Below are 26,960 nucleotides of genomic sequence, written 5' to 3'. Positions count from 1 at the left end.
GTCAGTTGACCGTGACCTGACCGAGGGCGGCTTTCGCTTCCCGGGCCTGATGCTGCGGCGCGTAGACCTGAGTGAAACGCACCGGCGGCAGGTTGAACTGACCCTTCTGCGAGAAGCGCACCAGATGGCGCAGGCGCAATTCGCCGCTCAGCGCATCCACCGGCACCGCGTAGGCCAATTGCCCCGGTTCGAAGCGCGCCTTTTCCAGCGCGGTCGGTTCGGTGCCGTCCTTGCCTTGCAACTTGATGCCCCAAGTGGTGCGCTCGACGTCGGCGCCCGGTGGCAGCGGCACCTCGAGCATGCCGTAGCGCAGCGGTTTCGGCGCCTTGCTGGTGAGGATCACTTCGTCCAGGTACAGGCTGTCGCTGGACAGCGGTTTGCTGCCGACCGGTTCCAGCTTGAAGGTGAAGGCTTCATCGCCCGGCACCAGCCGCGACAAACGGCGGGTGATAGTCACGGCCATTGGATCGACGGCCGGTTGCTGGGTCTGGAAGCTCAGTGCCGCCCGCAGCGGTCGCTCCTGAGTACCGGACACCGACAACACGCTCGGCACTGGTGTCGCCCCCTGCCAGGTCCAGAACATCTCGCCGGTCGCGCCGTAGTTTTTCTTCCAGCCTTCACCCGGCATCAGCGCGATGGTCGGCGAGGCCTGAGCGATGCTGCGTTGCAACCAGCTCAGCGCCAGGGCGCGTTCGAGGGTCGATTGCTGTGGCAACAGACGTTGCAACAACGCCGTCGCCCGCGCCTGATCAAACGGTTGCAGCGACAGGTTCAGCGCTTCGGCAAACGGCTGCGAACTGACCGCCAGACGCTGTTGCGCCGCGCCAACCAGACGGTTGAATGCCTCCGGCAACGCGACTTTCGATTGCGTGGCCAGCGCCGCGGTCAACACCCGCGCCGCCGCCAGACCGAGCGCCGAATCCGGGTCGCTCATCACCAGGCTGTCTTCACCGTCGTTCATCAGGTTTTCGGCATTGCCCTCACCGGCCTTGGCCAGATCGTCCATCAAACCGCTGAGCAGGGTATTCACCGGCAGGTGCATCTGCTTGGCGAACGACAGGATCAGCGCCCGCTGCAGCAGTGGCGTGTTCGGCGCTTGCTTGGCGTAGACCTCCAGCACTCGCTGCCAATGCTCCGGCGGCAAGGTCAGTTCCAGCACCTGACTGGCGTTCCAGTCGGCGTAGTAGGCGTAAGCAGTGAGGAACGCGTCCGGCTCGCCGTCGAAGCCCCACCAGGTGAAGCTCGCCGACGGCCCGGCCATTTGCACCAGACGCAGACGGCTGTTCTGCATGATCAGGCGCAGGCGATCGCGGATCTGCGGGCTCGACGCCAGCGACGGATAAGCGATGCTCAGCGGCAGCAAGCGGCTGGCGGTCTGCTCGACGCCGCCGTACGGGTAGCTCAGCAAATCATCGAGCGCGGAACGGAACAGCGCTTGCGGACTGTCATCCAGACGCAGACGAATGTCGGTGGCGTCGGCCGGCAGGCTCAACGGGGTGTCGCCGCTGGCCACGTCGAGGCTCTGGGTTTGCGTGACTTGCCAGCCGTCACCGGTCGCGCTCAGGCGCACGGCGAGGGCGTCAGCGGTTTTGCCGTCCTGCACCAGCTCGGCGGTCCACTCACCCGAGGCCAGGGCGAACGCTGGCAGCGGCACGTAGTTGATGCCGTTGTTCAGGGTTACCGGCAGGCGTTGTTCGGCGCCAGCGTAATGGGTGATCAGCTCAGCCTTGACCGGTTTTTCGGCCTGGCTGAAGGCGAACACACCGAGTTGCGGCTGATCGCCCTTGCGGAATTTGCTCGGCCCGCTCCACTTCAGGTACAGCGGTTTTTCCGAACGGACGAACTGCTTCTTCTGCCCGACCTGGCCGTCGTCGGCGATAGCCCGGGCGGTGATGCGCCAGCGGGTCAGCGAGTCCGGCATCTTGAAGGTGAAACGGGTTTTGCCGTCGGCACCGGTGAGCAATTCCGGCTGCCACGCGGCGGTGTCGACGTCTTCACGACGTGGGCGCTCCAGCACTTTCACCCCACGTTCGCTGCGGTTGGCCTTGCCCGGCGCGCCGGGGCTGCCCGGCAACGCCACGTCGTAACTGATGAACGACAGGCTGGCGCTGGTGCGCACATTATTGCGACGCGGGTGGTAGAAGAACTGGTCGATGGTCGGCGCGACTTCCGGTTGCAGCGCGTAGACCATTTCATCGACAACACTCACCGTCAGATGCGCCGGAACTGCTTTACCGGCGAACTGCGTAGTCAGGTCGACGGTCACCGTGTCGCCCGGCAGATACACCTGTTTGTCGGTGCTGATCGCCACGTCGATTTGCGGGGCAATCACTTTGATCCCGGCGTTCTGGAAGCTGTACTGCCCGCCCTTGGTGTAGAGCACCGAGAAGGTCAGGTTCGGCGCGAAGTTGTCCTTCACCGGAATGCGCGCGCGGTATTGGGTGTCGCTGAGTTTTTCCAGTTTCAGCCAGTCGCCGCCCTTGGCCAGCAGCGCGGTGGCTTCGACCTTGTCGCGCTCCAGCGACAGCAGTGCATCGCTGACCGGCTCAGGGAAGGTGATCAGTGCCAGCGCTTCATCGCCGGCCTTGTACTCGGGCTTGTCGAGGACGATTTCCACAGTGCCCGGCACCGCTTTGACACCGTCGCCGGTGACCGAATGGCCGGTGGCGCCGAGGACGCGACCGTGTTGATCTTTCAGCGTCAGGTTGTAAGTACCCGGACGTTCAAAGGCCAGACTAAAGCCTTTGTCAGTCGCCGCGAGTTTGCCTTCGCCAGTGCTCTGGTCTTCCAGACGCACCCAGCTGTAGCTACTTGGGGTCACGACTTTGCTCTGCTCGCTGCCGCCCTCGTTGGCGTAGCTGAACGCGACTTTGTCGTTGACTGCGCTGAAACGTTGCGGCGCACTCAGGCGGAAGCTCGCGGCGCCACGGTCGATGAGGATTTCCTTGGTGGTCTTGACCCGATACGCCGCGCCATCGCTGGCAAACACGGTGAGCATGTAACGGCTCGGTTTGTCGGCGGCCGGCAGGTCGAGGGTCGCGTTGCCCTTGCTGTCAGTGGTCAGTTCGGTGCTGGTCAACTCCACCGGGAATTGCCCGAGGTATTGCAACTCGTTGTCGACCATCGACAGTTGCTGGGCACGCAGGCTCAGGCTCAGTTTGGCGTTGGCCACCGGTTTGCCGTCCGGGTACAGCAGCACCAGACTGCCCTTCACCGGCTCGCCGGTGCGGTAATCCTGCTTGGCCAGATTCAGCGAAATTTCGAAGTGCGGCTTGATGTAGTCGGCCACGCGGAAGGCGCTGCTGTAGGCCTGATCCTTGTAGTTGAAGCGGATCTCGTAACCACCGGCCACGGCGTTATCCGGCAACTGGAACCGGCCCTGAGTGCCAGCCTTGGAATCGAGTTTCAGGTCGAGGCGTTGCAGCTCGGTGCCGGTGGCATCAAGCACACTGACGTTGACGTCAGCAGCGCCCGGCAGCACCGAATCCCGCGCATTCTTGAACTCGCGACCGACGATTTTCAGCGACACCCAATCCCCCGGGCGATACAGCGGTCGATCAGTGAACGCGTAGAGTTTGGTGTCGTAGATTTCGCTGTCGTAATAGAAGTTTTCCGAGACGAACACCCCGCCCTCTTCGTCCTCGCCAATGACGAACGAACGCTCGGGGCTGACGTGTTTCAGGCGCAGCAAACCATCGGCATCAGTGGCACCGCTGCTCATCACGCCGAGGCCGTCAGTCCACAGCACATTGACCTTCGGCACCGAACTGCCTTCGTGTTTGCGTGCGGCCCAGACCAGCAATTCATCACCGGCAATCTTGCTCACCGCCACGGTGTTGGAAACGAACACCATGGTGGTCGCGCGATACTTGCCGATCAGCGCTTCGACCAGGTACAGGCCCGGCTTCAGGTTGCCCAACGGGATGTACACGTTACCCGGCGCAACGCTGACGAACTCGCTGGAAGACCCGGCCAGATTGACACCGGCCGGCGGCTGGATCGGTTTGGCCTGCCACAGCGGATAACGGAACTGGCTGACCACCGGCAGACCCGGAATCAGCGCGAATTGCGGCTGCGCGTCGTACGGCGTCGGCGCGGCGATGGCGTTGCCCATCTTCAGTTCCGGCACTTCCTCGGTGACCTGCTTGCGCGACTCGTAGGAGAACGCGCGCTGCATCACCCGCCGCGATTTGCGGTACCAGTTGTCCCACAGATACGCGAGGGTGTTGGACAAGCCCTCGCCCTTGAACTGACCGTCGCTGACCACGCGGTGCAGGTTCTTCTGGCGCTTGAGGAAATCCAGCGGTTTGTCGATGCGGTATACGCGAATGTCGGCGCCGCCGTACGGCTCCATGCGGAAACGACGATAGTCCCGGCCCGGCGCTTCGAGACGCACCATTGCCTGCTCGTCGGCGGCGAAACTGCTGTCGGCCAGCAGGAAGAAGCTTTCACCGGCGACCGGCGAGTAGCCGCTCGGCTCCACCGAATCTTCAGCGTTGACGGTCGCCAATGGCAGCAACAGCGCCAGCAGCAGGGGAATTCGAGCGCAGAGTCGCAGCATGCGGGCACCGGTCATTGGGAGAGAAAGTTCAGTCGATAGACGCCGATGAAGTTGGGGTTGGCTGCGTCGGGTATCCATCGGGTGTCCTTCCATGTCATGAGTTGCTGCAGGCTTGCCGAACGCATGCCGTTGTCAGTGGGGGTGGTCGTGCCGGTGTGATAGGCGATGTAGCGGCCCATCCAGATCATCAGGTGCTGGTCGTCGCCCTGATCGAAAAACATCAGGTCGCCGGGGCGTGCCTGGGACACGTCGCGGCTGACCAGATGGCTGTTGAACTGAATCAGTTTGATCGCGTTGACGTACGGCCCGACCTTGCCGCCGCCCTGCTGCCATTGCTGGGCGAGCTTGCGCTGCTCATCGCTGAGCGTCAGCTCCGGCGGCAGGTAGCGATTGGACAGACCATTGCTGCGCAGCCATTTGTCGTCGTGGACTTTCAGCGCTTCGTTGGCGGCAAAACGCACAAGGCCTGCGCAGTCCTGCTGATACCAGCGCGGGCTCGGGCCCTGGCTCAGTTGCTCCTGAGCGATGCGCACGAACCAGGCGCGGAACACCTGGGACTGCGCCGGATCCAGCGCCGGTGCTTCGACGGCGCGGGCGCCCGCGCTGAGCAGTAGCGCGAGCAGGCCGAGGCTGCGGATCAGTGTCGTCACAGCGCTTTCCATTCCAGCGGCAGCCATTGCCAGTGGCCGTCAGGCTCGCTGCCTTCGGGCAGGGTCAGGGCGTATTTGCCGTAGCCGCCGAGGGTGCGCAGTTTCGGAATCAGGTACGTTTGCGCGGCGTTGTAGAACACCGGCTCCATGTCCTGCGGCAGGCTGTCGAGGGTTTCCTGCTGCATCAGTTGCGCCATCGAATCCGGACCGAAGTAGATCGGCATCAGCACATCTTTCGGCAGCACGTCGGCCATCGGCGGGAAGCGCTTGTCGAGAGTACCGAGAGCCTTGTCCACCAGTTTGTCGTCGAGGGAAAACAGCAGCGTCGAACCGTGACGGGCGAGGCTGACTTTCATGAACGCTTTACCGCTGATCGCGTCCGGATTCTCGGCAGTCTTGGCGGCGTACGGGCCGAAATTGGAGCTGACCTGACGCTGCCAGACATGGCTCTGGCCTTCCTGTTTCTCGACCACCGGGAATGCGTGTTCATCGACATTCGTCTCGTAGGCGCCCACCATCGAACCGAACAACGTGCCCAGGTCGCCATCGAGCTTGCCGCTGTCCTCGTCCTTCAGGCTGGCAACCAGCAACGGCGTGTACAACCGCGAATCGGCGTACCAGCACAGGCCCGCCGCGCCAGCCACATGCTCGGTGAGCTTCTGCGCCACCGCTTCGTCGGCGCCGAGTTTCACCAGCAGCGGTTTCTGCGGCTCGGCCGCCACCGGCAGAGTCACACAGGCACTGGCGCCCAGCGGCATGGCTTGCCACACCGGTTTGAAATCGAAGTCCGGCTGGTTATCCAGTTCATCCATGGCCAGGTAGCTGTGCCAGCCCTTGTCGTCCATGTCGAAACGCAGCCCGGCGAAGTTCGGGATGAAGCGCTGATAGCCCATCGCAAGGACGCTGGAATTGACCGACAGACGCTGTTTGATCTCCGGCGCCTTGGCCGGCAGACCGAAAGCCTCGGGGAACAGTTTGTCGCCGTTGAGCAGCGCTGCCAGCGCTTGTGGCGAGACGTGCCCGGACTCTTCCGATTCGCCACTGGCCGGGTCGTAATATTTGTTCGGGTTGGACAGCACCACCAGTTTGTCGCCGCGCGACGCGAACAGCAGCGATTTGCTGGCGTTGTAGCTGAGCTGGTACAGCGGTACTTCGTCACCGCCGACCTTGAGGCTGCCAAAGACGCTGAGTTGCGAATCGTCCAGCGCCACTTTCGCCAACGGTTCGAGAAGCTTCGCCAGGCCGCCGCGATCCATCACCAGCAGGAAATCCTTGAGCCGGCCATCCGCACCGCGCCACAACGCCACATCTGCCGGTTGATCGAAAAGCTGTTCGATCAGGCTGTCCTGCAGCTTCAGGTCGTGCTCGTAGATGATCCGCCGCAGGCTGCCGATCAGCCCCAGGCGATCGGCGTGGGTTTCGTAATAGAAGACGAAATCCTCGGTGAGCGTGGCCTTGAGGAACGGCACCGTCAGCAGGTCCTTGGGCAACTGGCTCAAGGAGCGGGTTTCCAGCAGCGCATCCGGACGACTCAGGCCGAGCTTGTCGCTGGCAAGTGCCGCCGCCGGCACCTTGGGCTTGTGCAGGAGCCAGCCAAGACCACCGGCCACCCCGGCTACCAGGACCAGGCCGATCAGCAGCGCCGGCCAGCGCCGGGAAGGTTGGCCGGCAGGTGTCGGGACGGCCGGAGAAGCAGCGTTATCACTCATGTTCACAAAACCCGAAGTTCATCCGTGGAGCGGGATGCTTAATAGTTGAAAGTCTTGACCAGTAGCAGATCACCGATCGCCCGCAGGGGCACGATGAATGTTTCGCGTTTTTCGTCGACCGTGTTTTCGTTGAGCACCAGCGTGATTTGCGAGGTGATGACCTCGTTCTGATTGCTGGCCTCCTCGAAGTTATAGCCGCCGTCGCCGAAGTTGCCCCAATAGTTGACGTAAACCAGATAGGTGCCATGCAGCGGCGCGGTCATGGTGAACATTTCCGGGCCGGGGCCATCGACGCCGTCCGGGTCCAGACCGCCGCCGTTGGTCAGCGCCGTGTGGGCGAAAAACGCGTGCTGACCGTCGGGCGTAATGATGTGCAGGTCGAGTTCGGCCTTGGGATCGTCCCAACCCAGCACCACACGGATTTTCGCCGGAGTGCGCAGGTTGTTCGCTTCGTAGAACTGCACACGCTTGAGCGACTGGCCCTCGGCACTGCGCACTTCGACACTGTTGGAACCGGCGCCGAACGCATACGGCCGGGCGAAACGCCCGTCATCGTCGGTATACAGATTCAATGGATTGCCGTTGACCGCCAGCGTGTGCGGCCCGCGCTGATTGCCAATGGCCTTGAGCTGGCCCTGAATCATCGTGCGATTGCGCTGAATGCCGCGATCGATCGGCGGCGTGGGATAGGCGACTTGCGGGTTTTCACTGCGGTCGAGCAGACCGTTATAACGCCAGCCACCGGATGGCTCAGACAGCTCGGCAGTCGGCGCCGCCCACAGCGCAGGCGCGCAGGCCAAACCGATCAGCAGCCAAAGAAATGAACGCATGTAATGCCTCCTGCCATGCCTGAACGAAACCTTGCACCCGATCCTCGGTACTTCACAGCGGTGGAAACTGCGTTTCGTCTGAAAGACCCCGTGACTAGCGGGTCGTAGAAGGCGCGAAGATTAGCGATTCGGCAGTTTTTTAACAATCGGATACATCTGGATTTGCGGTGGGAATCACGCCGTAAAGTAGACGGTGAGCCGAATAGCCGTCATATTCGGCTCACTAAATGAGCCGAATAGCATTTCTATTCGGCTCACGGCCCTATTACAGGCAGTAACCGATGACCACTCAATGGATCTGGCAGCAACCGAATTGGCCCGACTTCAACTGGCAGGCAGAACGTCTGGCGCCGCTGCTGCGTGAATGCGTTCAGGCACAAGGCCAATTGATGGGCATGGCTGGATCCGTGGGCAACTCCCTGAGCGCTCAGACCGAACTCGACGCACTGTTGCAAAACATCGTGACCTCTTCGGCCATTGAGGGTGAACAGTTGAATGTCGGCTCGGTGCGCTCGTCATTGGCTCGACGCCTGGGGCTGGAGTTGCCCGATAGCGATAAAGTCAGTCAACGGAGCGAAGGCCTGGCCCAACTGATGCTCGACGCCACCCGGCGCTTCGCTGAACCACTGACGCTGGAGCGATTACTGGAATGGCATCGATGGCTGTTTCCGGATCAGGAAAGCGACTTCACCGCAAGGTCGATGCATGTCGGTGCGCTTCGCGGTGACGAACCGATGCAGGTAGTTTCCGGTCGTCTCGACCGTCCCACTGTGCATTTCGAGGCCCCTGCGCGCCAAGGTCTCGAACGGCAGGTGGATAAATTTCTCACTTGGTTCGAGGCCAGCCAGCATCAAACAGCGCTGGATCCGTTGCTGCGTGCTGGCATTGCGCATTTCTGGTTTGTCACGCTGCATCCGTTTGATGACGGCAACGGTCGCCTGACTCGGACCATCACCGATCTGGCGCTGGCGCAAGGTGAAGCCCAGGCGATCCGCTTTTACGCGATGTCGGCCAGCATCCTCGATGACCGCAACGGCTACTACCGAGTACTCGAGGCCAGCCAAAAGGCCACGCTGGACGTCACCCAATGGCTCACCTGGTTTCTGCAGACTCTTTTACGCAGTCTGCAGCAAGCCATCGCGCGTATCGAAAGTGTGCTGGGTAAAACCCGCTTCTGGCAGGCGCACCGTGAATCCGAGCTTTCGGTGGAGCAGAGTAAAGTGCTCAATCGCCTGCTCGACGGTGGAGAACGAGGCTTCGAGCACGGCATCAGCGCGGCACAGTATCAAGCGGTGGCCAAGGTCTCGAAAGCCACGGCAACCCGCCATCTGGCGGAACTGCTGGAAAAGGGCTGCCTGCAAAGAATGCCGGGGGGGGGACGGAGTACCCGCTACAAAATCAATTACCCGGGCGATTCCTCAAACTGACCACTGGCGTCTGTAGTGAGGGGATAAGGGTCGGCCGCGCCCCGCTCATTTGCCCATAAACCCCCTATCTGCTAGTGTCGCGCCGGTTTAACGTCAACCGGAAATCGCCGCCATGGCCCGCAAAAAAGCTGCACTGGATTTCGAACAGTCCCTCGCCGACCTGCAAACACTGGTCGAGCGCCTGGAGAACGGGGAATTGTCGCTGGAAGACTCGCTGATCGCTTTCGAGCAGGGCATCGGTCTGACCCGTGACTGCCAGGCAGCGCTGGCCCAGGCCGAGCAGAAGGTGCAAGTGCTGCTGGAGCGCGATGGCGAACTCGCCGAGGAACCCTTCGACGCGGAACAGCCAGAATGATTGCGGCGTATTCGGCGACCAGCCAGGCGCGGGTCAATGCAGCACTGGAAATCCTCTTCAAGGCTCCGCTGCCGGAGCTGTCGCGCCTGTATGAGGCGATGCACTACAGTGTGATGATCGGCGGCAAACGCGTACGTCCGCTACTCGCCTACGCTGCGTGCGAAGCGCTGGGCGGCAAGGCTGAGCAAGCCAACGGTGCGGCTTGCGCGGTGGAGCTGATCCACGCTTATTCGCTGGTGCACGACGATTTGCCGGCGATGGACGACGACGATCTGCGTCGCGGCCAGCCCACCACCCACAAGAAATTCGACGAAGCCTGCGCGATTCTCGCCGGTGACGGCTTGCAGAGCCTGGCCTTCAGCGCCCTGCTCGACCCGCGCCTGAGCAGCCTCGACGCTGACATCCGTCTGCAACAGGTCACGGCGCTGGCGCACGCGGCAGGCCCGGCGGGTATGGTCGGCGGTCAGGCCATCGACCTCGGCTCGGTCGGCCTGAAGCTGGATCAGCAAGCGCTGGAGCAAATGCACCGGCACAAGACCGGCGCGTTGATCGAAGTCAGCGTCAAGCTCGGCGCCCTGGCCAGCGGCCGCGCCGAGCAGGATCAACTCAAAGCCCTGCAGGCTTATGCACAGGCCATCGGTCTGGCCTTTCAGGTGCAGGACGACATTCTCGACGTCGAAAGCGATACCGAAACCCTCGGCAAACGCCAGGGCGCCGACATCGCCCGCGACAAACCGACCTACCCGGCCTTGCTGGGGCTGGACGCCGCCAAAGCCTACGCTCTGGAACTGCGCGATCAGGCCCTGCACGCGCTGCGACCGTTTGACGCGGCAGCCGAGCCTTTGCGCGACCTGGCCCGGTATATCGTCGAGCGGCGCAACTGAACGCCAACCTGCCAAAAAAGACCAACGCGTGGGCAGGGGGCGATGCATCAGGTAAACTGCCGCATCTTTTATACCTATAACGATTCGCCTGATGCCCACGACGTTTCATGAGATTCCCCGCAAGCGCCCGACCACGCCCCTGCTCGACCGCGCGAACACGCCGGACGGCCTGCGCCGGTTAGGCGAAGCCGAGCTGGAAACCCTGGCCGATGAGTTGCGCCTGGAATTGCTCTACACGGTCGGCCAGACCGGTGGGCATTTCGGTGCCGGCCTGGGCGTCATCGAGCTGACCATCGCGTTGCATTACGTCTTCGACACCCCGGATGACCGGTTGGTGTGGGACGTCGGTCATCAGGCGTATCCGCACAAGATCCTCACCGGTCGCCGCCAGCGCATGGAAACCCTGCGTCAGAAGGACGGCATCGCCGCCTTCCCGCGTCGCGCCGAGAGCGAATACGACACCTTTGGCGTCGGCCACTCCAGCACCTCGATCAGCGCAGCGCTGGGCATGGCGATTGCCGCCCGCCTGCAAAACAGCGATCGCAAGGCGATTGCGGTGATCGGTGACGGCGCGCTGACCGCCGGCATGGCCTTCGAGGCGCTGAACCACGCGCCGGAAGTCAACGCCAACATGCTGGTGATCCTCAACGACAACGACATGTCGATCTCGCGCAACGTCGGTGGCCTGTCCAATTATCTGGCGAAGATTCTTTCCAGCCGCACTTACGCGAGCATGCGTGAGGGCAGCAAGAAAGTCCTGTCGCGCCTGCCCGGCGCCTGGGAAATCGCCCGTCGCACCGAAGAATACGCCAAAGGCATGCTGGTTCCCGGCACCCTGTTCGAAGAGCTGGGCTGGAACTACATCGGCCCGATCGACGGCCACGACCTGCCGACCCTGATCGCCACCCTGCGCAACATGCGCGATCTGAAAGGCCCGCAGTTTCTGCACATCGTCACCAAGAAAGGTAAAGGCTTCGCCCCGGCGGAAGTCGACCCGATCGGTTACCACGCGATCACCAAGCTCGAACCGCTCGACGCCCCGGCCGCTGCGCCGAAAAAGGCCGGCGGGCCGAAGTATTCGGCGGTGTTCGGCGAATGGCTGTGCGACATGGCCGCGGCTGACCCGCGTCTGGTCGGGATCACCCCGGCGATGAAGGAAGGCTCGGATCTGGTGGCGTTCAGCGAACGTTTCCCGCTGCGCTACTTCGACGTGGCGATTGCCGAACAGCACGCCGTGACGTTCGCCGCCGGCATGGCCTGCGAAGGCGCCAAACCGGTGGTGGCGATCTACTCGACATTCTTGCAACGCGGCTACGACCAGTTGGTGCATGACGTCGCGGTGCAGAACCTCGACGTGCTGTTCGCCATCGACCGCGCCGGTCTGGTGGGTGAAGACGGCCCAACTCACGCCGGCAGCTTCGATCTGTCTTACCTGCGCTGCATTCCGGGCATGGTCATCATGACCCCAAGCGATGAAAACGAACTGCGCAAGATGCTCACCACCGGCCACCTGTACAACGGCCCGGCGGCAGTGCGTTATCCGCGCGGCACCGGCCCGAATGCGACCATCGACAAGGATCTCGAGCCGATCGAAATCGGCAAGGGCATCGTCCGTCGTCAGGGCAGCAAAGTCGCCCTGCTGGTGTTCGGCGTGCAACTGACCGAAGCGCTGAAAGTCGCCGAGAAGCTGGATGCGACCGTGGTCGACATGCGCTTCGTCAAGCCGCTGGATGAGGCACTGGTGCGCGAAATCGCCGGCAACCACGAATTGCTGGTGACGATCGAAGAGAACGCGGTCATGGGCGGTGCCGGTGGCGCGGTCAGCGAGTTCCTGGCGCGCGAGAATATCCTCAAGTCGATGCTGCATCTGGGCTTGCCGGACATTTACGTCGAACACGCGAAACCGGCGCAGATGCTGGCCGAGTGCGGGCTGGACGAAGCGGGAATCGAAGCTTCGATTCGTGAGCGTCTGGAACTGCTCAACAAGTAACACGCAATACCTATGTGGGAGCGGGCTTGCTCGCGAAGGCGCCGGTTCAGTCGATGATGAGTTGACTGAACCGGCGCCTTCGCGAGCAAGCCCGCTCCCACATTTGATTTGTGTACATCAGAAATATCCACTGGAACACCGATGAACCTCTCGCGCCTCGCCCTGCCCTTCTTCCTGCTGCCAGCCACCAGCACCCTCGCCGACAGCTTCGAACGCGATCAGGCCCTGAAGCTGCCCGACACGCTGATCAGCGCCAACCGCCAGGTCGAAGCGCGCAACGACAGCAGCGCCGCCAACACCGTGTTCACCCGCGAAGACATCGACCGCCTGCAACCGGGCAGCGTCACCGATCTGCTGCAGCGGGTGCCGGGTGTGCAAGTGGCGCAGGCCGGTGGGCGCGGTAGCCTGCCGGGGATCTACATTCGCGGCACGCAATCGGCGCAGAGTCTGGTGCTGGTCGATGGCCAGCGCATCGGCAGTTCGACCTCCGGCGACAGCAATCTGCAGCACCTGAACATCGACCAGATCGAGCGCGTGGAAGTGTTGCGCGGTTCGCGCTCGGTGATTTACGGCAGCGATGCGATTGGCGGGGTGATTCAGATTTTCACCCGCCGCGGCAACGAGCAAGGCTTGCAGCCGCGCTTGCACGTCGGCTTCGGCAGCAACCAGACCTGGGAACGCAGCCTCGGCCTGTCCGGTGGCGATGACAAGACCCGCTTCAACCTGGGTGCCAGCCTCGATGACACCGCCGGCCTCGACCGTACTCATGAGTCATACCCCAGCGACAGCGATCACGATGCCTATCGCAATCAATCCGTCAGCCTGAGTCTCAGTCATGCGCTGACCGATGACATCGAGGTCGGCGCCAACCTGCTGGATAACCGCGGCAAAAGCGAGTTCGACAGTCCGTTTGGCACCTACCAACAGCAGCCATATAGCGACTTCAACGTCAGCAGCATCAATAGTTACTTCGACGCACGGGTCAACAACACCTGGAAAACCCGCGTCGAACTCGGCCACACCGAGAACCGCGAAAAGACCCTCGACAAGCTCAGCGACGAGCGCACGGTGTTCAATACCTATCGCGACTCGGTGAACTGGCAGAACGACCTGACCCTGGATGCGCGCAACAGCCTGATTTTGGGTGGAGACTGGTACGAAGATCGAATCAACAGTGATTTCGACGATTTCGGTAAGCGCAGCTCCTTGGACGAAGACAGCCGCTGGAACCGCGCCGCGTTCATCCAGCATCGTTATCAGGCCGACAGCTTCTCCACCGAACTGGGCCTGCGCCACGACGACAACCAGCAGTTCGGCAGCCAAAACACCTGGAGCGGCACTTTTACCCTGCCGCTGAACCCGGACAACGATGTGCTGCTGAGCTACAGCGAAGGCTTCCGCGCGCCGACCTTCAACGACCTGTACTACCCGGACTTCAGCAACCCGGATCTGAAGCCGGAAACCTCGAAAAGCTACGAGCTGCAATGGCGCAGTCAGTTGAGCGATTGCAGTCGGCTGGAGGCGTCGATTTACCGCACGGATCTGCAAGACGCGATCATCTTCGGCAGCAACTCACGCCCGGAGAACGTGGCCTCGGCGCGGATCAATGGCTTTGAAGCGGCGCTGAAACAGGAACTGTTCGGCTGGCAGAGCAATCTCGGTGTGGCGATTATCGACCCGCGTGATCGCGATAGCGGGCACACGTTGGCGCGTCGTGCGCGGCGCACGATGAGTTGGGATCTGGATCGACAGTTTGACCGGTTGGGCGTCGGCGCGAGCTGGCAATTGGTCAGCGGCAGTTACGACGATCTGAACAACACCCAGCCGTTGGGTGGCTACGGCACGCTTGGACTGCGCAGCAACTGGGCGCTGAATCGCGAGATCAAACTGGATCTGAAGGTCGAGAATCTGCTGGACAAGGGTTACAGCCGCGCGTTGTACAGCTATGACGGCAGCCAGTATGGCTATCGCGAGGAAGGTCGGGCGTGGGTGTTTGGGGTGACCTGGACACCGGGGCTTTGATCCGGAATTGACGCTGTTTTGACTGGCCTCTTCGCGAGCAAGCCCGCTCCCACAGGGGTAACGCATTCCAACTGTGGGAGCGGGCTTGCTCGCGAAGAATTCACCTCGGTCTCAGCGCTCAGGCGCAATCAAATGGCAGAGTTTGGCGGTGGCTTCGATCATCTGGCCGCTTGGGCGCTCCAGGCCTTTGTCGCTGATCAGCAGCAACTGACCATGTGCCACCGCACTCACCTGCGGCCAGGCCTTCCACGCATCGAGCTGGCCCTGATCACCTGCCAGAATCACCTGCGGATCACGCTGCAACACGGCTTCGATGCTGACCTGCGGCGCCGGCAAACTCAGATCGGCAAACACATTGCGTGCGCCACAGACTTCGAGCGCATCGCTGATGATCTGCCCGCCACCGACGGTGTACAGCGGCTTGTCCCAGACTTGATAAAACACTGTCATCGGCGTGTCCCGGCGATAGCGTTGGCGCAGGTCATCGAGCTTCTGGCGCAGGTCCGCCGCCAGTTTCGTCCCACGCTCAGGTCGCCCCAGTTGCGCGGCAATCGTCTCGATCTGCGCAGACAGCTGTTCGAGATTGTGCGGCTCGGCGACGTAGGTCGGAATGTTCAGGCGTTTGAGCTGATCGCGTTGTGCCGGGCCGACACTGCCGGGCCACAGCAGCAGCAAATCCGGCTTGAGACTGAGCAGGCGCTCCATGTCGAGTTGGCCATAACGCCCCACCGAGGGAACATCGGCAATGGCAGCCGGACGCTCGCCGGCATCGAGCACGCCAACCAGCAGATCAGCCGAGCCCAGCTCGACAACGATTTCAGACAGAGAAGGCGCGAGACTGACCACTCGCAGACTCGCCAGCACCGGGCCGGCGCAGGCCAGCAGCAGAACCGCCAGCCACAGACGACGCATCAGCCGAGTTGACGCGGGATACGGTAGAGGTAGAACAGCACCGCCGTGGACAACGCCAGCAGCATCAGCGGTACGGCTTCGAGGCCGACGAACACCGCCAGCGCACCGATCCATGCCGGCAACGATGCCGCGAGCAATGCAATACGGCGCTGAGTGGCCAAAGCAATCCAGGCCGCCGGTTCATCAGGGGTGTCGAGGGCTTTCTGCGTGGCGATCAACGCGTGTTTGTAGCGCCCGAAGAACTTCAGGCTGACAAACATCGACGCAACGCCGGCAATGAATAACGGCATAGCCAGCACCGGCAGAATGCCTTCGCCCTGGCCGAACAGGCCATTCAGGACAAACAGGGGTACCAGCGCCAGCGCCAGGTATTTCCACCAGTCGACCGCCAGACGGCGACGCACCTGACCGCGGGTCACGCGCGGTCGACCTCGCCCTGATGCTCGTTGCCCATCATGTGGTCGAGCTTGCTGGCCTTGGTCGCCAGGTACAGCTTGTTGTGCGGGTTGTGGCCGGTGTGCAGCGGCACGCGCTCGGCGACGACGATGCCCATGTCGGTCAGGGCTTTGACCTTGCGCGGGTTGTTGGTCATCAGACGCAGCGACTTCACACCCAGATGCTCGAGCATCGGCAGGCACATGGCGTAGTCACGCTGATCGGCGGCAAAGCCCAGACGCTCGTTGGCTTCAACGGTGTCGGCGCCACCGTCCTGCAACTCGTAGGCGCGGATCTTGTTCAGCAGACCGATGCCGCGACCCTCCTGACGCAGGTACAGCAGCACGCCACGGCCTTCACGGGCGATGGCCTTGAGCGCCGCTTCGAGTTGCGAGCCACAGTCGCAGCGCTGGCTGAACAGGGCGTCACCGGTCAGGCACTCGGAGTGCAACCGGCCGAGAACCGGGGCACCGTCGGCGAAATCACCCAGGCTCAGCACAACGTGCTCGCGGCCGGTAGCCTCATCGAGAAAACCGTGCATGGTGAATTGCGCAAAAGGCGTTGGCAGCTTGGAAGCGGCGACAAAAACGACAGGCACCGGTGTGCTCCTGATCTAAAAATTCTGAAAATTCGCAGGCCGGCATTGTAACAGCAGGTTCCTGCAGACGCTTAGGCTGAATTATCGGGCATAACGATCAAAAAGTTTGATAACACCCGGCTTGCTTGCCCCCCCCTGTGGGAGCGGGCTTGCTCGCGAAGGCGTCGTGTCAGTCGGCAATAGGCTGGCTGAACTACCGCATTCGCGAGCAAGCCCGCTCCCACAGGGGGGACGGCCCTGTCAGTTCGGCTCGAACGGATACGGCTGCTTCCACTGTTCGAAAATTGGCTTGAGCTCGCCGCTCTTGACCAACTGCTCCATGCGCCGGTCGAACACTGCCATCAACATGCGCGCTTGCGGTGTGTTGGCGAAGCACAGGTACAGCGGCAGTTCGGCGATATGCGTCTTGCGAAACTGCGTCGGTTCCCTGGCCCGGCCAAGCACGTAATCGATTTCGGTCAAAGCATCGATGTAATAGTCGGCGCGGTTGTGGGTGAGCATCGAGAGGATCCCGGTACGTCGCACGACCTCGTTGAAGTTGCGCACGCCGGGTAGATAATTCTGATAGTCGTAACCACGAACCCAGGCCAGCCGATATTGACCGAGGGTTTCCGGGGTCGGTGCTGGATTACTCGCCAGGCCCAGGGCGTAGATGTGGTCGGTGTCGAAATTCCAGCGCGGATAGAGCAGGTCGCTGAATTCTTCATGATAAGAACCGACACAAGCATCGACCTCGCCACGCTGGGCCAGCCCAACTGAACGAGTGTACGGTTCGCTGCGAATGTCGAGTTTCACCCCGGCCGGCTCGAACACCTTGCGCAGCACGTCCCAGCCCAGGCCATGGCCGTCGGCGGCGGTGTAGTCTTCCCAGTCTTCGCTGGCCAGATGGATGACCGCGGGCGTCGGCGCAGCTTCCTGCGCACTGGCGACAGTGCCCAGCAAGGTAAACATCACAAGCGCCAACCAGCGTCGAGCCATCCCTAGTTTCCTCACTTAACCCTGACGATCCGGATCAGGCGAAAATCCACACCAGTCCCTGCATTGCCAGCCAGGCGAATACGCCGGCCAGCACGTCGTCGAGCATGATGCCGACGCCGCCGTGGACATGCCGGTCGATCCAGCGAATCGGCCACGGCTTGAGAATGTCGAAGAAACGGAACACCAGAAAACCCGCGAGCAACCAGTACCAGCCCTCCGGCACCAGCCACAGGGTGATCCACATCCCGACCATTTCGTCCCAGACGATGCCTTCGTGGTCGTGGACCCGCAGATCGTCGGCGACCTTGCCGCACAGCCAGAAGCCGAACAGCATGGTGATTCCGAGCATCAGCCAGTAACCCCAGTCGGGCAACATCTGCCACAACGGGATAAAGGGTAGCGCAACTAACGAACCCCACGTGCCCGGCGCTTTCGGCAAGGTGCCGGAGCCGAAGCCGAACGCGAGGAAATGCCAGGGATTGCGCCAGACCGACGGCGGAACGAATTCGGCCGGAACCTGTTTCGGGTGATCTGTCACGGTGTCTCCTGAAAATGTTGATAACCCCGGATTTGCGGGGTGATGTCGTGTCCTTCGCGATCCAGCAGGACCACACCCTGGCCCTGCGCCACACGCCCGATCACATGGATCGGCCAGCCATCGGCCAGCAGCGCCGGCAACTCGACGGACGGTAGCGTGAAGGCCAGTACATAGTCATCGCCGCCACTCAACGCCGCCCGTTCGGCACCGCGCTGACCGAGAAACGCCACTAAAGCATCGGACAACGGTACGCGCTCACGTTCAACTTCGAGGCGAACCTGCGAGGCCAGGGCGATATGCCCACAGTCGGCGAGCAGGCCGTCGGAGATGTCGAGAGCGGCAGTGGCCTTGCCACGCAGCGCCTGACCAAGAGCCAGTTGCGGCTGGGGCGACCAGTAATGATCGAGCAACGGCTGGGCGATATCCGGTTCGGCTTCACGCTGGCCAAGCACCAGCAGCAAGGCACCGGCGGCATTGCCCAGCTCGCCGCCGACGCAGAGCAGATCGCCCGGTTGTGCGCCGCTGCGGGTCAAGGCCTGCCCGGCCGGCACCCGACCGAACACCGTGACCGTCAGGCTCAACGGGCCGCGCGTGGTGTCGCCGCCGACCAGCGCGATGCTGCAGTTCTGCGCCATGCGGTTCAAACCGTGGGCATAGGCTTGCAGCCAATCGGCGGTCACCGTCGGCACAGTCAGGGCAAGGGTAAAGGCAACGGGCGTGGCACCCATGGCGGCCAGGTCGCTGACCGCGACGGCCAGCGAGCGCTGACCGAGCAGAAACGGATCGCAGGGATCGGCGAAATGCACGCCGGCCACCAGCGTATCGGTGGAAATCGCCAGCTGTTCCCCGGAGGGAACCGCGAGCAAGGCGCAGTCGTCGCCGATCCCCAGGGCAACGCCCTCGCCGCCCTGCGCACAAGGCGCGGCGGCGAAGAAATTGCGGATCAGCTCAAACTCGCCCATGAGGTCTCAAGCGCGTATCAGCGCTTGAACGCCTTCACTTCAGCTTCACGCAGGCGCGGAGCCAGCTTGTCGAGTACGCCGTTGACGAACTTGTGGCCGTCGGTCGAACCGAAGACTTTCGCCAGCTCGATACCTTCGTTGATCACAACGCGGTACGGCACATCGACGCGCTTGAGCAGCTCCCAGGTGGACAGGCGCAGAACCGCCAGTTCAACCGGGTCCAGCTCTTCGATTTCGATGTCCAGGCACGGCTTGAGCGCGGTGTCGATTTCGGTGCGGCTCGCCGGAACCCCGTGGAGGATTTCGCGGAAATACGCGCCATCGACATCGGTGAAATCGTTATCAACGCGGAACTGCGCTTCGATCTCGTTCAGCGAAGCCTTGGCCATGTGCCACTGATACAGGGCCTGAGTCGCGAGCTGACGGGCTTCGCGACGCTTGACGCTTTTCGATGGCTTGCCGGCATCCGCAGGTTTCGGATCGCGCGGGTTGAAACGATCGCTATCGTCGCTAATCACTTGGCCTCCAACTGCGCCAGCAGGCTGACCATTTCCAGAGCGGACAGGGCAGCTTCAGCACCTTTGTTGCCGGCCTTGGTGCCGGAACGTTCGATGGCTTGCTCGATGGAATCAACGGTCAGGACGCCGAACGCGACCGGTACGCCGAACTCCATGGACACCTGGGCCAGACCCTTGGTGCATTCGCCTGCCACGTATTCGAAGTGTGGAGTGCCGCCACGAATGACCGCGCCGAGGGCGATGATGGCTGCGAACTCGCCTTTCTGGGCGACTTTCTGCGCAACCAGCGGGATTTCGAAGGCGCCAGGCGCGCGGATGATGGTGATGTCGCTTTCGCTCACGCCGTGGCGAACCAGGGCATCAACTGCACCGCTGACCAGGCTTTCAACCACGAAGCTGTTGAAACGGCCCACTACCAGAGCGTAGCGGCCTTTAGGGGCGATGAAGGTACCTTCGATGGTCTTCAGGGTCATTCGTCAGATCTCTTAAAGAGCCGGGACACGTTTCGTACGCATCCCTCAGTGATATTAGCCACAAATTCATGACCGGAAACACCGCATTGCTGTTCGACTACACCCCTGTGGCGAGGGGATTCATCCCCGATGGACTGCGCAGCAGTCCCAACCAAATAGGGCCGCTACGCAGCCCGTCGGGGATGAATCCCCTCACCACAAGGATCTACATCAACAATGCCGAATTTACCGGGTCATTATTCGGAGGGCACGTATTCTACAACTTCCAGATCGAAACCGGATATCGCATTAAATTTCATCGGTGCCGACATCAGGCGCATTTTGCGTACGCCGAGGTCACGCAGGATCTGCGAACCGGCGCCGACAATGCTGTAGGTGGTCGGTTTTTTCACCGCCGCCTGATCAGCGGTTTCGCGGATGTGCGCCAGCAGTACATCGCCGTCCAGCGGGTGGCCGAGCAACAGCACCACACCGCTGCCGGCCTCGGCCACCGCAGCCATCGCGGCGCGCAGGCTCCAGCGGCCCGGTTGCTTGACCATCAGCAGGTCGCGCAGCGGGTCCATGTTGTGCACGCGAACCAGGGTCGGTTCCTCGGCGCAAACGGTGCCCAGCGTCAGGGCCATGTGCACATCGCCTTCCACCGAATCACGATAGGTCACCAGGTTGAATTGGCCCAGTTCGCTGTCCAGCGGCTGCTCGGCAATCCGCTGAACGGTACGTTCGTGGATCATCCGGTAGTGAATCAGGTCGGCGATGGTGCCGATCTTGATGTTGTGTTCGGCGGCAAACGCTTCCAGCTCGGCGCGACGGGACATGGTGCCGTCGTCGTTCATCACTTCGCAGATCACGCCGCTTGGTTCGAAACCGGCCATGCGCGCCAGGTCGCAGGCCGCTTCAGTATGACCAGCACGCGCCAGGGTGCCGCCGGCCTGGGCCATCAGCGGGAAGATGTGGCCCGGGCTGACAATGTCTTCAGCCTTGGCGTCTTTGGCCGCCGCCGCTTGCACGGTGCGCGCACGGTCGGCGGCGGAGATACCGGTGGTCACGCCTTCGGCAGCTTCGATCGACACGGTGAACTTGGTGCCGAAACCGGAACCGTTGCGTGGCGCCATCAGTGGCAGCTTCAGCAGCTCGCAGCGCTCGCGGCTCATCGGCATGCAGATCAGGCCACGGGCGTGCTTGGCCATGAAGTTGATGTGCTCGGCCTTGCAGCATTCGGCGGCCATGATCAGGTCGCCTTCGTTCTCGCGGTCTTCGTCATCCATGAGGATGACCATCTTGCCTTGGCGGATGTCTTCAACCAGTTCTTCGATGCTATTGAGCGCCACAAGGCACCCCCTTCAGTCAGGATTTGAGATAGCCGTTGGCGGCCAGAAAGCTTTCAGTAATACCGCCAGCGCTTGGCTCAGCAGCCTTGTCGCCGAGGAGCAAACGCTCCAGATAACGCGCCAGCAAATCGACTTCCAGGTTCACCCGGCGGCCCGGCTTGTAGGAAGCCATGATGGTTTCGCTCAGGGTGTGCGGAATGATCGTCAGCAGGAATTCGGCGCCATCCACCGCGTTCACGGTCAGGCTGGTGCCGTCGACGGTGATCGAGCCTTTATGGGCGATGTACTTGGCCAGTTCCTTCGGCGCGCGAATGCGAAATTCCACGGCGCGGGCATTGTCGCTGCGCGATACCACTTCGCCGACACCGTCGACGTGACCGCTGACCAGATGCCCGCCGAGACGGGTCGTCGGGGTCAGGGCTTTTTCCAGATTGACCGGGCTGCCGCTTTTCAGGTCATTCATGGCGGTGCAGTCGAGGGTTTCGCGGCTGACGTCGGCGGCAAAACCGTTGCCCGGCAGTTCAACCGCCGTCAGGCACACGCCGTTAACCGCGATGCTGTCGCCGAGTTTGACGTCGCTCAGGTCGAGCTTGCCGGTTTCGACATGCACCCGCACATCACCGCCCTTTGGGGTCAGTGCACGGATACTGCCGATGGATTCGATGATGCCGGTAAACATGGGGTTCTCCTTGAGAACGAAGCCAGCGCTAAGGCGATGGCCGGGAATTATACGCTCGCCGAAACGACTGGCGTCGCAGTGACTCGCCAGTCATCGCCAACCGCGCGGATTTCAGTGATTTTCAGCTCGGGAGCGTCCTTCATATAAGCCAGCGGCCAGTCCAGCAACGGCCGCGCCGTGGAGCCGAGAAACTTGCCGGCGATAAAGATCACGAACTCGTCGACCAGACCGAGCTGAGCGAATGCACCAGCCAGACGCGGGCCGGCCTCGACCAGCACTTCGTTGACGCCACGGTTGGCCAGTTCGATCAGCAGTTGATGCAGATCGACCTGACCGTCGTCACCCGGCACGATCAGGCATTCCGGGCCATTGGCGTATTGCTCTTCGACCGCCATGCAGGTGGCGACCAGCGCCGGGCCGGCCTTGAAGAACGGCGCATCCAGCGGCACTCGCAAGCGCCCGTCGATCAGCACCCGCAGCGGCGGACGGCTCATGGCCCGTGCGGTTTGTTCAGCATCCAGACCCAGTTCGTCGGCGCGCACGGTCAGGCGCGCACCGTCGGCCAGTACGGTGTCGGCGCCGGTCAGCACCACGGCCGCCTGCGCGCGCAAACGCTGCACAGCGGAACGCGCGGCCGGCCCGGTGATCCACTGGCTCTCGCCACTTTCCATCGCCGTGCGACCGTCGAGACTCATCGCCAACTTGACCCGCACGAACGGCAAGCCGTGCTCCATGCGTTTCAGGAAACCTTGATTGAGCTGGCGCGCCTCGGCTTCCAGCACGCCGCTTTCGGTGGCGATCCCGGCATCGCTCAGACGCTGCAAGCCACGCCCGGCGACCTGTGGGTTCGGATCGCGCATCGCGGCGACCACCCGAGCAACCCCGGCAGTCACCAACGCATCGGCGCACGGCGGTGTGCGGCCATGGTGGCTGCACGGCTCAAGGGTCACGTAAGCCGTGGCGCCCCGGGCCAGTTCACCGGCAGCGCGCAGGGCGTGGACCTCGGCGTGGGGTTCGCCGGCGCGCTCGTGAAAGCCTTCGCCGACAATCTGCCCGTCACGCACGATCACGCAGCCAACCCGTGGATTGGGATGGGTGGTGTAGTGGCCCTTGCGCGCCAGTTCCAGCGCGCGCGCCATGAAGTGGGCGTCGAGGATCGCCTGCTCGGCGGCGCGGGTCATTCTTTCACCGGTTCGCGGGCGAGGCGGTCGATCTCTTCGCGGAACTCGTTGAGGTCCTGGAAGCGCCGGTACACCGAAGCGAAACGGATGTAGGCCACTTCATCGAGCTTTTGCAGCTCGGCCATCACCAGTTCGCCGACCACGAGGGATTTGACCTCGCGCTCGCCGGTGGCGCGCAGCTTGTGCTTGATGTGAACCAGAGAGGATTCCAGGCGCTCGACGCTCACCGGACGTTTCTCCAGCGCGCGTTGCATGCCGGCGCGGAGTTTTTCTTCGTCGAACGGTTGGCGGCTGCCGTCGGTTTTGATCAGGCGCGGCAACACCAGTTCGGCCGTCTCGAATGTCGTGAAACGTTCGCCGCAGGCCAGGCATTCACGCCGGCGGCGCACCTGTTCGCCCTCGGCGACCAGACGCGAGTCGATGACCTTGGTGTCGTTGGCACCGCAGAAGGGACAGTGCATGGTGGCTGGCAACAAAAAAAGGGAGGGCCATGGTAGCGCATCCCGGTGGCAAGACAAGCCATAGGGTTTGCGGTATACAGACTGCCATGATCGTTTGATCCACGGATTTCATTTTCTGGAGCTGCCAATGTCGCTACGACCGCTCGTTTTGCTCAGTCTTTTCGCCCTGCTGGTGGCCTGTGGCAGCGACAAGCCCAAGCCGCAACCGCCAACACCGGGCCCTGCACCACAACAGGCGCAGAAAAAAGCCCGCGAGGCCGCTGACCTTGGTCCGCTGCCGGCCTATCAACGGGAACTGAGCGGCACCCTGCAAGGCGTGCCGGCCGGGGCCGAAGTCGAACTGGCGCTGCTGGTGATCGATGAAAAGTCGCGCCCGCAACAGCTGCTCGCCAGTTCCAGCCTGATCGGCAACAACCAGATTCTGCCGTTTCGCCTGCGCTTCAATCCGGAGTCATTTCCGGCCGGCGCACGGGTTGAGCTGCGCGGTCGTGCCACGCAGTCGGGCCAGTTGATCCTGCACCTGCCGTCGCAAACCATTACCCAGCCGACCACCCAGGCGCTGGGCCAGCTGCAATTTGTCAAAGCACCATGACCGTACCGCTCGACCTGCAACAGGCGTTGGGTGAATTGCTCGGTGATGCGCGGCTCAAGGCCTGCGCTTTACCGGGCACCGATTTGCAGCTGTGGCTGATCGACGGCGACAACATGGATCGTGAATTCAGCCCGGATGAAACCCGACGCATCCTCCACGAGCCGCCCTATTGGAGTTTCTGCTGGGCCAGCGGTCTGGCGGTGGCGCGCTATCTCGCGGAGTTTCCCGAGTGGGTGCGCGGCAAGCGGGTGCTGGATTTCGGCGCCGGTTCCGGGATCGCCGCGATTGCTGCGGTGAAGGCCGGGGCGTTGGAGGTGGTGGCCTGTGATCTGGATCCGCTGGCGATTGCTGCGTGTCGGGCCAACGCTGAACTCAATGATGTGCAGATGAGTTATTCGACGGACTTCTTTGCCGAGGCTGATCGCTTTGATCTGATTCTGGTGGCGGATGTGCTCTACGACCGCGAGAACCTGCCGCTGCTCGATGCGTTTCTCAGCCGTGGCCGCGAGGCGCTGGTGGCGGATTCGCGGGTTCGGGATTTTCGCCATCCGTTGTATGAGCGAATCGAAATGCTTGAGGCGATGACCTTGCCGGATCTGGCGGAGCCGGAAGAATTTCGGCATGTGAGCCTGTACCACGCGCGGCGGAGCTAAAAAGCTTCGCGAGCAAGCCCGCTCCCACAGGGGTAACGCATTCCAAATGTGGGAGCGAGCTTGCTCGCGAAGGCGTCCTATCAGGCAACACATCTCTAAACCTGCCCCCGCTTCCGGCCACACCCCGCCAAGCCGTATAGTTGCCCCATCCACGCTTTTACGAGATCCCCCATGAGTCAGCAAACGCCGTACATCTTCGACGCCACGACTGCCGATTTCGACCAGTCGGTGATCGAAGCTTCCTTCAACAAACCGGTGCTGGTGGATTTCTGGGCCGAGTGGTGTGCGCCGTGCAAGGCGTTGATGCCGATGCTGCAAGGCATTGCCGAGAGCTATCAGGGCGAACTGCTGCTGGCCAAGGTCAACTGCGACATCGAACAGGACATCGTCGCCCGCTTCGGCATCCGCAGCCTGCCGACCGTGGTGCTGTTCAAGGACGGTCAACCGGTGGACGGTTTTGCCGGTGCGCAACCGGAATCCGCAGTGCGCGCGTTGCTTGAGCCGCATGTGCAAATGCCGCCGCCGGCCGCCGCCGATCCGTTCGAACAGGCGCAGGCGCTGTTCGATGAAGGGCGTTTCGCTGACGCGGAAGCGGCGCTAGTGGTCATGCTCACCGAAGACAACAGCAACGCCAAGGCGCTGATCCTCTACGCCCGCTGCCTGACCGAGCGCGGCGAACTGGGCGAGGCACAAACCGTGCTCGACGCGGTCAAGAGCGATGAGCACAAGGCTGCACTGGCCGGCGCCAAGGCGCAGATCAAATTTCTGGGACTTGCCCGTGATCTGCCGGATGCTGCCGACCTCAAGGCGCGTCTGGCCAAAGATCCGCAAGACGACGAAGCGGTGTATCAACTGGCGATCCAGCAACTGGCGCGTCAGCAATACGAGGCGGCGCTGGAGGCCTTGCTCAAGCTGTTCATCCGTAACCGCAGTTATGGCGAAGGGTTGCCGCACAAGACCTTGCTGCAGGTGTTCGAACTGCTGGGCAACGATCATCCGCTGGTGACCGCTTACCGGCGCAAGGTCTTCGCTGCACTGTACTAAGCGCTCACTCGACCCAGCTGTAGAGCGGCGTATCGCCGCCGCTCGCCACTTTCACCTGTGAACTGTGGCGCAAGCGCACCAGCAGGCGCTTGCCTGCGGCCGCGCTGCCAGTCAATCCCTCAAGCTGCTCCAGCAGATCCGGCCCGCTGAGCTGCCCGGCCTTGCGCAACAGATCCTGCGCGACCTGCCACAACGCATCGTCCTGGTTCAGTGGTTTCACTGCCGGCGTGCTCAATGCCGCTTCAGGCTGATCACCCTGCGGCTGCGCGCCAAGGGCTGCGCCGAGCTTCACCCAATCGCTGTCATCCAGCTCCACCGTCAAATCCACCGGCGTCGCGCCAACGGTTCCGCGTATCCGCAACATCTGCTTCGCTCCTGCACATTTCTGACCTGCATGCTCCCACGGGACTTGTGCAACGCCAAGCGCACGGGCAAACTCTGCGAACTTTCGTTATAAGATTACATAACAAACTCTTCACTTTACTTTCCGGAGACCGCCATGCGTCGTCTGCTGCTCGCTTTGCCGTTTGCCCTGTTGCCGCTGGCCATCGCCCATGCCGCCGATGAACACGATCATGACCATGAGCACGGCAGCCTCGGCGCCCACGAACACGGTGTAGGCCGACTGAACGCCGCACTCGACGGCCAGACCCTGGAGCTGGAACTGGAAAGCCCGGCGATGAACCTGGTGGGCTTCGAACACGCCGCCGCCAGCGACGCCGACAAAGCCAAAGTCGTGGCCGCGCGCACCAAACTGGAAAACCCGCTGGCGCTGTTCAGCCTGCCAGCCGCCGCCGGTTGCAAGGTCACCAGCCAGGAACTGGAAAGCCCGCTGTTCGGCGACAAACCGGCTGCCGACGAGCATGACGATGATGACCACGACGAAGATGCCAAGGGTGGTGAAGCGCATCACCACGATCACAGCGAAATCCACGCACACTACCAATTCAGTTGCGCTGCACCAGGTGCCTTGAAGACGCTGGATCTGGCGAACGTCTTCAATACCTTCCCGGCCACTCAGAAAATTCAGGTACAACTGATCGGCCCGAGCGGCCAGCAGGGTACGGAAGTGACGGCCAAGGCGGCTGCCCTGAAATTCTGATCACACCGACAATCCCCTGTGGGAGCGGGCTTGCTCGCGAATGCGGTGGGTCAGTCAACATGGATTTGGCTGATCCAC

Annotated in this window: 26 protein-coding genes; 9 read left to right on the top strand and 17 right to left on the bottom strand. The window is 62.3% G+C overall.

From position 1 onward, the window contains the following. Position 1: 1 nt before the first annotated feature. Genes M0808_RS10535 through M0808_RS10520 form a run of 4 tightly spaced genes read right to left on the bottom strand, consistent with a single transcriptional unit; the run spans position 2 to position 7,750 of the window. Positions 2-4,576, bottom strand: a complete 4,575-nt coding sequence (locus M0808_RS10535; RefSeq protein ID WP_247840995.1) for an alpha-2-macroglobulin — start codon at positions 4,574-4,576, stop codon at positions 2-4. Continuing rightward, positions 4,573-5,223, bottom strand: coding sequence for a DUF1175 family protein (locus M0808_RS10530; protein ID WP_003228618.1), 651 nt, complete (start codon positions 5,221-5,223; stop codon positions 4,573-4,575). The genes M0808_RS10535 and M0808_RS10530 overlap by 4 nt, the downstream gene beginning before the upstream one ends. Continuing rightward, positions 5,208-6,920, bottom strand: coding sequence for a DUF2138 domain-containing protein (locus M0808_RS10525; protein WP_135296649.1), 1,713 nt, complete (start codon positions 6,918-6,920; stop codon positions 5,208-5,210). The genes M0808_RS10530 and M0808_RS10525 overlap by 16 nt, the downstream gene beginning before the upstream one ends. 38 nt (positions 6,921-6,958) lie before the next feature. Next, on the bottom strand, positions 6,959-7,750 hold the full coding sequence (locus M0808_RS10520; protein WP_135296650.1) for a DUF2135 domain-containing protein: 792 nt from the start codon (positions 7,748-7,750) through the stop codon (positions 6,959-6,961). A 281-nt stretch (positions 7,751-8,031) separates the two neighbouring features. On the opposite strand from M0808_RS10520, the gene M0808_RS10515 reads away from it, so the two are divergent. From M0808_RS10515 to M0808_RS10495, 5 genes are all read left to right on the top strand, one after another. Beyond that, the gene (locus M0808_RS10515; RefSeq protein ID WP_098965809.1) at positions 8,032-9,177 is read left to right on the top strand and encodes a Fic family protein; all 1,146 of its coding nucleotides are present in this window, start codon (positions 8,032-8,034) and stop codon (positions 9,175-9,177) included. Between the two features lie 112 nt (positions 9,178-9,289). Next, a complete protein-coding gene (locus tag M0808_RS10510) occupies positions 9,290-9,532 on the top strand; it encodes an exodeoxyribonuclease VII small subunit (protein WP_083367802.1) in 243 nt (80 codons plus the stop codon). Continuing rightward, positions 9,529-10,416 (top strand): (2E,6E)-farnesyl diphosphate synthase, encoded by an 888-nt coding sequence (ispA, locus tag M0808_RS10505; RefSeq protein WP_098965811.1) that lies wholly within the window; start codon positions 9,529-9,531, stop codon positions 10,414-10,416. Before M0808_RS10510 ends, ispA begins: the two co-directional genes overlap by 4 nt. A gap of 91 nt (positions 10,417-10,507) precedes the next feature. Then, complete coding sequence (gene dxs, locus M0808_RS10500; RefSeq protein WP_247840993.1) at positions 10,508-12,406, top strand: 1-deoxy-D-xylulose-5-phosphate synthase; 1,899 nt, start codon at positions 10,508-10,510, stop codon at positions 12,404-12,406. A 141-nt stretch (positions 12,407-12,547) separates the two neighbouring features. After that, a complete protein-coding gene (locus M0808_RS10495; RefSeq protein ID WP_247840991.1) occupies positions 12,548-14,428 on the top strand; it encodes a TonB-dependent receptor in 1,881 nt (626 codons plus the stop codon). Between the two features lie 111 nt (positions 14,429-14,539). Here M0808_RS10495 and M0808_RS10490 read toward each other — a convergent pair whose 3' ends face one another. From M0808_RS10490 to nrdR, 12 genes are all read right to left on the bottom strand, one after another. Continuing rightward, entirely contained in the window at positions 14,540-15,340 is an 801-nt protein-coding gene (locus tag M0808_RS10490; protein ID WP_139055382.1) for a cobalamin-binding protein, read from the bottom strand. Then, positions 15,340-15,759, bottom strand: coding sequence for an MFS transporter (locus M0808_RS10485; protein ID WP_135296655.1), 420 nt, complete (start codon positions 15,757-15,759; stop codon positions 15,340-15,342). Before M0808_RS10485 ends, M0808_RS10490 begins: the two co-directional genes overlap by 1 nt. Then, positions 15,756-16,373, bottom strand: a complete 618-nt coding sequence (gene ribA / locus M0808_RS10480) for a GTP cyclohydrolase II (RefSeq protein WP_027612931.1) — start codon at positions 16,371-16,373, stop codon at positions 15,756-15,758. Before ribA ends, M0808_RS10485 begins: the two co-directional genes overlap by 4 nt. A 240-nt stretch (positions 16,374-16,613) precedes the next feature. Continuing rightward, complete coding sequence (locus M0808_RS10475; protein ID WP_247840989.1) at positions 16,614-17,351, bottom strand: transporter substrate-binding domain-containing protein; 738 nt, start codon at positions 17,349-17,351, stop codon at positions 16,614-16,616. A gap of 34 nt (positions 17,352-17,385) precedes the next feature. After that, positions 17,386-17,889: a phosphatidylglycerophosphatase A gene (locus M0808_RS10470; protein WP_007910933.1), complete on the bottom strand. Its 504-nt coding sequence runs from the start codon at positions 17,887-17,889 to the stop codon at positions 17,386-17,388. Then, positions 17,886-18,851, bottom strand: a complete 966-nt coding sequence (thiL, locus tag M0808_RS10465) for a thiamine-phosphate kinase (RefSeq protein WP_247840987.1) — start codon at positions 18,849-18,851, stop codon at positions 17,886-17,888. Before thiL ends, M0808_RS10470 begins: the two co-directional genes overlap by 4 nt. 17 nt (positions 18,852-18,868) lie before the next feature. Continuing rightward, complete coding sequence (gene nusB, locus M0808_RS10460; RefSeq protein WP_003228643.1) at positions 18,869-19,369, bottom strand: transcription antitermination factor NusB; 501 nt, start codon at positions 19,367-19,369, stop codon at positions 18,869-18,871. After that, positions 19,366-19,842 (bottom strand): 6,7-dimethyl-8-ribityllumazine synthase, encoded by a 477-nt coding sequence (ribE, locus tag M0808_RS10455; RefSeq protein WP_003228649.1) that lies wholly within the window; start codon positions 19,840-19,842, stop codon positions 19,366-19,368. The genes nusB and ribE overlap by 4 nt, the downstream gene beginning before the upstream one ends. 236 nt (positions 19,843-20,078) lie before the next feature. Continuing rightward, entirely contained in the window at positions 20,079-21,170 is a 1,092-nt protein-coding gene (gene ribBA, locus M0808_RS10450; protein WP_007966103.1) for a bifunctional 3,4-dihydroxy-2-butanone-4-phosphate synthase/GTP cyclohydrolase II, read from the bottom strand. Positions 21,171-21,186: 16 nt separating this feature from the next. Then, positions 21,187-21,849 (bottom strand): riboflavin synthase, encoded by a 663-nt coding sequence (locus M0808_RS10445; protein ID WP_095139117.1) that lies wholly within the window; start codon positions 21,847-21,849, stop codon positions 21,187-21,189. A gap of 47 nt (positions 21,850-21,896) precedes the next feature. Then, complete coding sequence (gene ribD, locus M0808_RS10440) at positions 21,897-23,030, bottom strand: bifunctional diaminohydroxyphosphoribosylaminopyrimidine deaminase/5-amino-6-(5-phosphoribosylamino)uracil reductase RibD (protein WP_247840985.1); 1,134 nt, start codon at positions 23,028-23,030, stop codon at positions 21,897-21,899. Next, positions 23,027-23,491 (bottom strand): transcriptional regulator NrdR, encoded by a 465-nt coding sequence (gene nrdR, locus M0808_RS10435; RefSeq protein WP_003228656.1) that lies wholly within the window; start codon positions 23,489-23,491, stop codon positions 23,027-23,029. Before nrdR ends, ribD begins: the two co-directional genes overlap by 4 nt. A 127-nt stretch (positions 23,492-23,618) precedes the next feature. Here nrdR and M0808_RS10430 point away from each other — a divergent pair, with 127 nt between their 5' ends. From M0808_RS10430 to trxA, 3 genes are all read left to right on the top strand, one after another. Continuing rightward, positions 23,619-24,083 (top strand): YbaY family lipoprotein, encoded by a 465-nt coding sequence (locus M0808_RS10430; protein WP_098965824.1) that lies wholly within the window; start codon positions 23,619-23,621, stop codon positions 24,081-24,083. Beyond that, positions 24,080-24,736, top strand: a complete 657-nt coding sequence (locus tag M0808_RS10425) for a 50S ribosomal protein L11 methyltransferase (protein WP_139055387.1) — start codon at positions 24,080-24,082, stop codon at positions 24,734-24,736. The genes M0808_RS10430 and M0808_RS10425 overlap by 4 nt, the downstream gene beginning before the upstream one ends. Positions 24,737-24,907: 171 nt before the next feature. Further along, positions 24,908-25,780, top strand: coding sequence for a thioredoxin (trxA, locus tag M0808_RS10420; RefSeq protein WP_096796332.1), 873 nt, complete (start codon positions 24,908-24,910; stop codon positions 25,778-25,780). 4 nt (positions 25,781-25,784) lie between these two features. Here trxA and M0808_RS10415 read toward each other — a convergent pair whose 3' ends face one another. After that, complete coding sequence (locus M0808_RS10415; RefSeq protein ID WP_115988796.1) at positions 25,785-26,144, bottom strand: hypothetical protein; 360 nt, start codon at positions 26,142-26,144, stop codon at positions 25,785-25,787. Between the two features lie 135 nt (positions 26,145-26,279). Here M0808_RS10415 and M0808_RS10410 point away from each other — a divergent pair, with 135 nt between their 5' ends. Beyond that, positions 26,280-26,882, top strand: coding sequence for a DUF2796 domain-containing protein (locus M0808_RS10410; RefSeq protein WP_027612940.1), 603 nt, complete (start codon positions 26,280-26,282; stop codon positions 26,880-26,882). Positions 26,883-26,960: the final 78 nt, after the last annotated feature.

It is taken from the genome of Pseudomonas sp. MWU12-3103b (assembly GCF_023100615.1).
GTDB lineage: Bacteria > Pseudomonadota > Gammaproteobacteria > Pseudomonadales > Pseudomonadaceae > Aquipseudomonas > Aquipseudomonas putida_A.
This window is presented reverse-complemented; position numbering and strand designations above follow the sequence as displayed.